Annotated in this window: 8 protein-coding genes; 6 read left to right on the top strand and 2 right to left on the bottom strand. The window is 70.6% G+C overall.

Annotation, left to right across the window (positions count from 1 at the left end):
- On the bottom strand, positions 1-901 hold a 901-nt coding region (locus tag Ari01nite_RS01520; RefSeq protein WP_203778634.1), incomplete at its 3' end, for a glycosyltransferase family 2 protein.
- Positions 902-1,137: 236 nt separating this feature from the next.
- Here Ari01nite_RS01520 and Ari01nite_RS01515 point away from each other — a divergent pair.
- The 6 genes from Ari01nite_RS01515 to Ari01nite_RS01490 all read left to right on the top strand — a co-directional run bounded on the left by Ari01nite_RS01515 (position 1,138) and on the right by Ari01nite_RS01490 (position 5,811).
- Positions 1,138-2,004, top strand: a complete 867-nt coding sequence (locus tag Ari01nite_RS01515) for an LLM class F420-dependent oxidoreductase (protein ID WP_203778632.1) — start codon at positions 1,138-1,140, stop codon at positions 2,002-2,004.
- Positions 2,001-2,660, top strand: a complete 660-nt coding sequence (locus Ari01nite_RS01510; protein WP_203778630.1) for an HAD family hydrolase — start codon at positions 2,001-2,003, stop codon at positions 2,658-2,660. The genes Ari01nite_RS01515 and Ari01nite_RS01510 overlap by 4 nt, the downstream gene beginning before the upstream one ends.
- Positions 2,660-3,451, top strand: coding sequence for an alpha/beta fold hydrolase (locus Ari01nite_RS01505; protein ID WP_203778628.1), 792 nt, complete (start codon positions 2,660-2,662; stop codon positions 3,449-3,451). The genes Ari01nite_RS01510 and Ari01nite_RS01505 overlap by 1 nt, the downstream gene beginning before the upstream one ends.
- Before the next feature lie 50 nt (positions 3,452-3,501).
- Positions 3,502-5,172 carry a sodium:solute symporter family protein gene (locus tag Ari01nite_RS01500; protein WP_203778695.1) on the top strand — a complete coding sequence of 557 codons (1,671 nt, stop codon included), beginning with the start codon at positions 3,502-3,504 and terminating at the stop codon, positions 5,170-5,172.
- Positions 5,173-5,182: 10 nt separating this feature from the next.
- Positions 5,183-5,473, top strand: coding sequence for a hypothetical protein (locus tag Ari01nite_RS01495; protein ID WP_203778626.1), 291 nt, complete (start codon positions 5,183-5,185; stop codon positions 5,471-5,473).
- A gap of 89 nt (positions 5,474-5,562) precedes the next feature.
- A complete protein-coding gene (locus Ari01nite_RS01490) occupies positions 5,563-5,811 on the top strand; it encodes a hypothetical protein (protein WP_203778624.1) in 249 nt (82 codons plus the stop codon).
- 49 nt (positions 5,812-5,860) lie between these two features.
- Here Ari01nite_RS01490 and Ari01nite_RS01485 read toward each other — a convergent pair whose 3' ends face one another.
- A complete protein-coding gene (locus tag Ari01nite_RS01485) occupies positions 5,861-6,988 on the bottom strand; it encodes a PQQ-dependent sugar dehydrogenase (RefSeq protein WP_203778622.1) in 1,128 nt (375 codons plus the stop codon).
- Positions 6,989-6,990: the final 2 nt, after the last annotated feature.

Below are 6,990 nucleotides of genomic sequence, written 5' to 3'. Positions count from 1 at the left end.
CGGGATGGCCGGCGTGCTCGGGATGGCCGGCATGCTCGGGATGGCCGGCATGCTCGGGATGGCCGGCATGCTCGGGATGGCCGGCATGCTCGGGGCGGCGGGGGTGGCCGGCGTGGCCGAGGTGCTCAGGATGGCGGGCGTGTTCGGGGCGGCGCGGGCGCAGCGGGGCCACCAGCGCCTCGCCGGCGGCGGCCGCGGCCGTGTGCCGGGCGGAATGGTGGGCGGAATGGTGGGCGTACTCGCGGGCCATCACCCGGATCCAGTGCCGGAATCGAGCCCGTTCGCAGCGGGCCGGGCGGCGCATCCGGGGGTAGGCGACGCTGCCCACCTCGGTTACCCGCAGGCCCCGGGCCTCGGGACGCACCGCCAGCAGCGGGCCTATCTCGGGACCGTCGCCCCAGGCGGCCGCGTACCGGCCGGACGGGTCGGGCAGGTCGAGGCGGTCCAGGGCGTCGCGCCAGAACGCGGCGTAGCCGAAACCGGGGTCGGTGCGGCGGCTGCCGAACAGCGTGTTCACCAGCCAGATCAGGGCCAGGTCGAACCAGCGGCGGAACCGGCCGCCGGTCAGGTCGCGGCCGCCGTCGCGGTAGCGGGAGCCCAGGGCCACGTCGGCGCCGCCGGTCAGGGCCGCTATGTACCGCGGGATCTCGCCGGGGTCGGTGGAGCCGTCGCCGTTCAGCGTCACCACCACGTCGCCGCTGCTCGCGGCCAGGCCGCTGGCCAGGGCGTTGCCCGCACCGGGGCGGCCGGAGCGGATCACCCGGGCGTCGGGGCGGGTGGCGGCTACGGCGGCGGCCGTGTCGCCCGCGGCGCCGTCGGTGACCACGATGACCTCGTCGACGGCGGGCAGGCCGCGCAGCATCAGGGGCAGGCCGCCGGGATCGCGGCAGGGGATCACCACGCTCACCGACGGTGATGGACGGCGGGGGCGGCTCGTCGCTGGGTTGAGCGGCGAAGGAGGCATGGCGGTGCTCCTTACGGTGACTGCTGATCTTCGAAGCTACCGGTCGGCAACCAAATGGCAACTCAGCGGAACGGGGGAGCGAGATCCTCTGGGCGGACCGAACCGGACTCGGAGGCTTAGTCACGCGCGGCTACCGTCCGTACATGTAAAGGGGCCGGGGGTAGGGTTTGCCTGTGAAACTTGGCTTGCACATCGCAAACTTCACCTGGCCCGAGGGGGCGCCGCGACTCGGTGCCGTGCTCGCCGACGTCGCCGCCACGGCCGACGAGGTGGGCTTCGAGCGGATCAGCGTGATGGACCACGTGTGGCAGATCGGGGTGATGGGCCCGCCGGAGCACGAGATGCTCGAGGCGTACACGGCTCTGGGCTTCCTCGCCGCCCACACCAAGACCGCCAAGCTGCTGACCCTGGTCACCGGCGTGACCTACCGCGACCCCGGCCTGCTGGCCAAGGCGATCACCACCCTCGACGTGCTCTCCGGCGGCCGGGCGATCATGGGCATCGGCGCTGCCTGGAACGAGGAGGAGTCGCGCGGCCTCGGCCTGCTGTTCCCGTCCACCAAGGAACGGTTCGAGCGGCTCGAGGAGGCGCTGCTCATCCTGCGGCAGATGTTCGCGGGCGACGAGACGGCGTTTGAGGGCAAGCACTACCGGCTCGGCCGGCTGCTCAACTCGCCGCTGCCGCTGAGCCGGCCGCATCCGCCGATCCTGATCGGCGGCGGCGGGGAGAAAAAGACGCTGCTGCTGGTCGCGAAATACGCCGACGAGTGCAACCTGTTCCCCACCCCCGAGGTGCAGCACAAGCTGGACGTGCTGAAGCGGCACTGCGACACGGTCGGCCGCAATTACGACGAGATTCGCAAGACGGTGCTGTACCGCTTCGATCTGGCCGAGAAGTCGCCGAAGGAGATCATCGAGGACCTGGGCCGGCTGTCGGCCCTCGGGTTCGACGTGGCGCACGGCGGGCTGACGAAGGCGTACGACACCTCGCAGTTCGAGATCTTCCAGAAGGAGATCCTGCCCGCCGCCGAGGCCCTGTGAGCACGATCGAGGCGGTGGTCTTCGACCTGGACGGCGTCATCATCGACACCGAGGAGGTCTGGGAGGACGTCCGCCGCGGTTACGTCGCCGAGTTCGGCCGCGAGTTCCTGCCGGACAGCCAGGACCGGATGATGGGCATGAGCACCGGCGAGTGGTCGGCGCACCTGGCCGTCGACGTGGGCGTGCCGCGCACCCCGGAGCAGGTCGCGGCCGACGTGCTCGACCGGATGGCCGAGCGGTACCGCAGCGCGCTGCCGCTCATCCCGGGCTCGGTCGAGACCGTGCGCCGGCTCGGCGAGCGGTACACGCTGGCGCTGGCCAGTTCGTCGGCGCGGGTGCTGATCGACCAGGTGCTGGCCACCGCGGGACTGACCGGTGAGTTCCAGGTGACCCTCTCCACCGAGGAGGTCCCGCGCGGCAAGCCGTACCCGGATGTCTATCTGGCCGCGACCGACAAACTCGGGCTCTCCCCGGCGGTGTGCGCCGCGATCGAGGATTCGAGCAACGGCCTGCGGTCGGCGGGCGCGGCCGGCCTCGCGGTGATCGCGGTGCCGCACGGTGTATACCCACCCGCACCGGACGCGCTCGAGATGGCAAGCCTTGTGGTGTCGGATTTACGCGAGCTCACCGTGGAAGCGATCGATAGGCTTCGCTGATGGGGGAGTTTCGCTCGGCCGCGAGCACCGGACTGCACTACGAGCTGCGCGGAAACGGGCCGCTTCTGGTCTGCCAGCCCGGCGGGCCGGGGCGGCCCGCGTCGTACCTGGACGATCTGGGCGGCGTCGCCCGCACCCTGGTGCTCCTCGATCCGCGGGGCAGCGGTGGTTCGGCGCCGGCCGCCGGGCACTCCTTCGCCGAGCTGGCCGACGACCTCGAGGAGCTGCGCCGGCACCTCGGGGTGGAGCGGCTCGACCTGCTGGGTCACTCGGCCGGCTGCTGGCCAGTGCTCGCGTACGCGGCCCGGCACCCGGACCGGGTGGCGCATCTGGTGCTGCTGACGCCGTCCCGCCGGCCGATCCCGCGCGGCGGTGACGAGCCGACCCAGGACGAGCTGGTGAAGCGCTGGTTCTCCGCCGAGCCGTGGTATCCGAAGGCGAAAGCGGCCTGGGACGCGGACGACATGGTGGGTTTCAGTCCGCTGGTCTACGCGGCCGACACCCCGGCCGTCCGCGCGCACGCGGCCCGCGACGAGCGCAGCGTCGACTATCCCGGCTTCTGGTCGTCCGTGCTCGACCCGGCCGACCTGGCCGCGGTCTCGGTGCCGGTCAGCATCGTGGCGGCCGACCGGGATGTGGTGACCGGCCTGGTCGCCCCGCACATCCTGGCGTCCTGGCTGCCGACCGCCGCGGTCACCTGGCTGCCGGACGCCGGCCACTTCCCGTGGGTGACCCATCCGGTGATCACCCGCGACGCCATCGATCTGGCGCTCAGCGAACCACTGGTGTGAATGTTCCTCGCAACGGGTAGACGGTGGCCGACTTCCCCCTGGAGGTGACCATGCGGGTGCTCGCGGCGAGCGAACTGCGGCTCGATCTCGACGTCTTCGACTACCTGATCCTCGCGCTCTACTTCATCACCGTCCTGGGCATCGGCTTCGCGGCCCGTGCCGCGATCAAGACCAGTGCCGACTTCTTCCTGTCCGGCCGGTCGATGCCGGCCTGGGTCACCGGTCTCGCGTTCGTCTCGGCCAACCTGGGCGCTCTCGAGATCCTCGGGATGGCTGCGAACGGGGCCCAGTACGGCCTCATGACGCTGCACTACTACTGGATCGGCGCGGTGCCGGCCATGGTCTTCCTCGGCATCGTGATGATGCCGTTCTACTACGGCTCCAAGGTGCGAAGCGTCCCCGAGTTCCTGCGCCGCCGGTTCAACAACAGCACCCACCTGTTCAACGCGCTCAGCTTCGCGGTGGCCCAGGTGCTGATCGCCGGCGTCAACCTCTACGCCCTGGCGCTGATCCTGCAGACGCTGCTCGGCTGGCCGTTGTGGATCTCGATCTGTCTCGGCGCCGTCATCGTGCTGGTCTACATCACGGTGGGCGGCCTGTCCTCGGCGATCTACAACGAGGTGCTCCAGTTCTTCGTGATCCTGGCCGGCCTCATCCCGATCACGGTGATCGGCCTGGTCAAGGTCGGCGGCATCGACGGCCTGTTCGACAAGGTGCGGCAGACCCCGCTCGGCGAGCCCGGCCTGCACACCTGGCAGGACACCGCGACCACCGACAACCCGCTGGGCGCCTCGTGGATCGGCATCCTGTTCGGCCTTGGCTTCGTGCTGTCGTTCGGCTACTGGACGACGAACTTCGCCGAGGTGCAGCGGGCGCTGTCGGCCAAGGACATGAGCGCGGCCCGGCGCACCCCGATCATCGCGGCGTTCCCCAAGCTGCTGATCCCGGCGGTCACCGTGATCCCCGGCCTGATCGCCATCGTCACGGTGAAGGGGCTGGGCACCGGCGGCGGCAACCTGGAATACAACTACGCGATTCCGGCGCTGATGCGCGACCTGCTGCCCAACGGCGTGCTCGGGGTGGCGGTGACCGGCCTGCTGGCCTCGTTCATGGCGGGCATGGCGGCCAACGTCTCCGGGTTCAACACCGTTTTCACGTACGACCTCTGGCAGGCCTACGTTCGCAAGGACCGCAGCGACGAGTACTACCTCCGAGTGGGCCGGATCGCCACCGTCGGCGGCGTGCTGGTCGGCATCGGCGCCGCGTTCATCGCGGCCGGCTACGACAACATCATGAACTACATCCAGGCGCTGTTCTCGCTGTTCAACGCCCCGCTGTTCGCCACCTTCATCGTGGGCATGTTCTGGAAGCGGATGACCGCCTGGGCCGGCTTCTGGTCGCTGCTGCTCGGCTTCCTGGCCTCGCTCACGATCTACCTGCTCCATCTGGCCGACGTCCTAAAGTTCAAGACCGACCTGGACGAGAGCTTCTGGGGTGCCGGCGTCGCGTTCGTGGTGGCCGTGGTGGTGGCGATCATCGTGACCCAGTTCACTCCGTCGAAGCCGGAAGAGGAACTCCGCGGCCTGGTCTACGGCCTGGCGGGGCCGACCGCCTCGGGTGAGGTGATCATGTCCGGCGACAAGGTCTGGTGGCGCAACCCGCTGCTGCTCGGCGGGATCGCCGTCGCGCTGGCACTCCTGCTCTACATCCCGGTCTGGTGAGGAGACAACCATGACGAACGAGGAACAGAGGGCGGCCCGGCTCTTCGACGTGCGCCGGGTGATCGGCGGCCTGTTCGTGATCTACGGCGTGATCGTCGGGCTGATCGGCCTGTTCGACTCGCCCGGCGAGCTGGACAAGGCGCAGGGCGTCCGGATCAACCTCTGGATGGGTCTCGCCATGCTGGTGTTCGGCCTGCTGATGCTGCTGTGGCTGCGGCTGAACCCGCCGTCCGGACCGGCCCGGCCCGATGAGGAGGGACCGACCGGACCGGCCGCCCCGGACGAGGACCGGACCGCATGATGGCCGGGGAGGTGCGCCACCGGTGCGATCCGGTTGCACACCTCCCCGAAACCTTCGACTGAGCCGTCTGACCTTCCGATACACGGGGCATGGAACCAGTCGCTTCGATCAGCCTCGCCAGGTACGGAGGGAGCCGCCCCGCCGGCTGGCAGGCACAAGTCAGAATCGATTACGTCGTCAACAAGGTCGCGCAGAGCCATCGGGGTCAGGCCGAGGATCAGGTCGAGAAGGCCATTCACGAGCAACTCCGGGCGGTCGGGGTGGTCCCCAACAACCGCCAGATCAAGCAGTACGCGACCGCGATCTCGGCCCTGTCGCAGCTGCCGCGGCACGGTTGAAACTCGTGGCCCGGTCCAGCGGCGGACCGGGCCACGAAACTTTTGACACCTATCCAGCCGGCGGGAACCGCAGGATCCGGTCGTCGCCGTCGCGCACGTCGCCGCGGCCGTCCCGGTTCGAGGTGGTGACCCACAGCGCGCCGTCCGGCGCCACCTCGACCGTGCGCAGCCGGCCGTACTTCCCGGTGAACTCGGCCTTGGGCTCGCCACCGCCGAGCGGCACCGTCCACAGCCGCTCGCCGCGCAGGCCGGCCACGTAGAGGGTGTCGCCCGCGATCGCCGCCCCGGACGGCGACGCCTCGTCGGTGCCCCACTGCACGATCGGGTCCACGTACCGCGGGGCGCCGCCCTTGCCCTCGGCCGCCGGCCAGCCGTAGTTCTTGCCGGGCTCGATCACGTTGACCTCGTCCCAGGTGTTCTGGCCGAACTCGGTGGCGTACATCGTGCCGTCCTGCGCCCAGGCCAGCCCCTGCACGTTGCGGTGACCCACCGACCAGATCGGCGAGCCCCCGGTCGGGTTGCCGGGCGCCGCCGCGCCGTCCCGGGTGATCCGCAGAATCTTGCCGTTCACGTTTTTCGGGTCCTGCGAGATGTCCCGCTCGGCGGCGTCGCCGGTGCCGACGTAGAGGAAACCGTCGGGGCCGAACACGATCCGGCCGCCGTTGTGGTTGCCGGCCTTGTCGATGCCGTCGAAGATCACCTTGGGGTTGCGCTCGCCGAGCTTGAACCGCACGATCCGGTTGTCGTCCGACGCGGTGTAGTAGGCGTAGACGTACTCGTTCGACGCGTACTCCGGGTCGACCGCGAGGCCCAGCAGGCCGCCCTCGCCGCCCGGGTCGACGCCCGGCACCTCGAGCACCTCGCGCGGGTTGCCGCCGCCCACCGGGATCTGCAGGATGCGGGCCCGGTCGCGCTCGGCCACCAGCGCGCTCCCGTCCGGCAGGAAGGCCAGTCCCCACGGCACGTCGAGGCCGGTCGCGACGGTCTGCGGCGCCGAGAGGTCGGGCTCGGCGGCGGGCTTCGCGGGGCCGGAGGCGCTGGCGGCGGGCGAGGGCAGCGTCGGCACCGGGGTGGCACCCTGCGGCTCGGCGCCACCCGAGTCGGACGAGCAGGCGGTCAGCAGCGCGGCGCCGGCGGCGGCAACCAGCAGGCGGAGTCGGGAACCGGGGGACGTCATGC

It is taken from the genome of Paractinoplanes rishiriensis, assembly GCF_016862375.1.
Classification (GTDB): domain Bacteria; phylum Actinomycetota; class Actinomycetes; order Mycobacteriales; family Micromonosporaceae; genus Actinoplanes; species Actinoplanes rishiriensis.
This window is presented reverse-complemented; position numbering and strand designations above follow the sequence as displayed.

What these genes read in the sequence shown, in the direction of transcription:
- Ari01nite_RS01505 (WP_203778628.1), top strand. Translation starts at nt 2,660, where the DNA reads ATGGGGGAGTTTCGCTCGGCCGCGAGCACCGGACTGCACTACGAGCTG.
- Ari01nite_RS01500 (WP_203778695.1), top strand. Translation starts at nt 3,502, where the DNA reads ATGCGGGTGCTCGCGGCGAGCGAACTGCGGCTCGATCTCGACGTCTTC.
- Ari01nite_RS01495 (WP_203778626.1), top strand. Translation starts at nt 5,183, where the DNA reads ATGACGAACGAGGAACAGAGGGCGGCCCGGCTCTTCGACGTGCGCCGG.
- Ari01nite_RS01490 (WP_203778624.1), top strand. Translation starts at nt 5,563, where the DNA reads ATGGAACCAGTCGCTTCGATCAGCCTCGCCAGGTACGGAGGGAGCCGC.
- Ari01nite_RS01485 (WP_203778622.1), bottom strand. Translation starts at nt 6,988, where the DNA reads ATGACGTCCCCCGGTTCCCGACTCCGCCTGCTGGTTGCCGCCGCCGGC.